At 64.2% G+C, this 1,102-nt stretch carries 1 protein-coding gene; it reads right to left on the bottom strand.

What is annotated here, in order from left to right; all coding sequences use genetic code 11:
* Nucleotides 1-1,102 (bottom strand): alpha-amylase family glycosyl hydrolase (locus OO69_RS51125; RefSeq protein ID WP_033287379.1); only part of this gene is annotated, 1,102 nt, incomplete at both ends.

Genomic DNA, 1,102 nt, shown 5'->3' on the forward strand with positions numbered 1-1,102 from the left:
GGAGGCTTCGGTGTCGACGAAGATGATGCGGGCGTCGGGGTACTGCTTGTCGTCGTCGGCCCACATGTAGTAGTCGCCGTAGGGCCCGTCGGGGTCTTTCCTCGACTCCTGGAACCACGGGTGCTGGTCGCTGGTGTGGTTCATGACGAAGTCGATGATGACGCGCATGCCGCGTTGGTGGGCGGAGTCGACGAACTCCACGAAGTCGGCCAGGTCGCCGAATTCGGGGAGTACGGCGGTGTAGTCCGAGACGTCGTAACCGCCGTCGCGCAAGGGGGATTTGAAGAAGGGCGGTAGCCAGAGGCAGTCGACGCCGAGCCACTGGAGGTAGTCGAGTTTAGCGGTGATGCCCTTGAGGTCACCGACGCCGTCGCCGTTGCTGTCCTGGAAGGAGCGGACCAGGACCTCGTAGAAGACGGCGCGTTTGAACCACTCGGGGCGGACGTGGAGCACGTGCGCGGGAACCCGGCCGGGTTCGAGACGCACATAGTTGGTCCTGCCCCACTGATAGGACTCACCCGTCAGTTCGTCGTACACCGACATGGATTCGTTTGATTCCAGGCCGAGTTGCGGCATGTCCAACGAGACCGTGGCCTCCTGGGTGTGGTGCGGGTCGAGGTTGACGACCACCAGGACCGTGTCCACACCCGTGGTCTTGCTGTACGCGATCAGCGCGTCGTTGTCCGTCCGGTGGAAGTGGAGATTCCTGAGCCGGTGCAGCGAGGGGTGTCGGCGCCGGATGTCGTTGAGCTTGCCCAGCAATGGCGCGATGCTACGTCCTTCCCGCTCGGCGGACTCCCAGTCGCGCGGGCGGAGTTGGTACTTCTCGGAGTCGAGGTACTCCTCGCTGCCCGGCCGGAGAGGGGCGTTCTCGCAGAGTTCGTAGCCGCTGTAGACACCCCAGGTCGGAGACAGCGTGGCGGCCAGTACCGCGCGCAGTTCGAAGGCGGGTCGGCCGCCGTCCTGGAGGAACTCGTGCAGGATGTCGGGGGTGTTCACGAAGAGGTTCGGCCGCATGTAGGCGGCGGCTTCCCCCGACAACTCGCTGAGGTATTCGGTGAGTTCCTGCTTCGTGTTGCGCCAGGTGAAGTAGGTGTACGAC

The organism is Streptomyces sp. NRRL F-525 (assembly GCF_000716605.1).
Classification (GTDB): domain Bacteria; phylum Actinomycetota; class Actinomycetes; order Streptomycetales; family Streptomycetaceae; genus Streptomyces.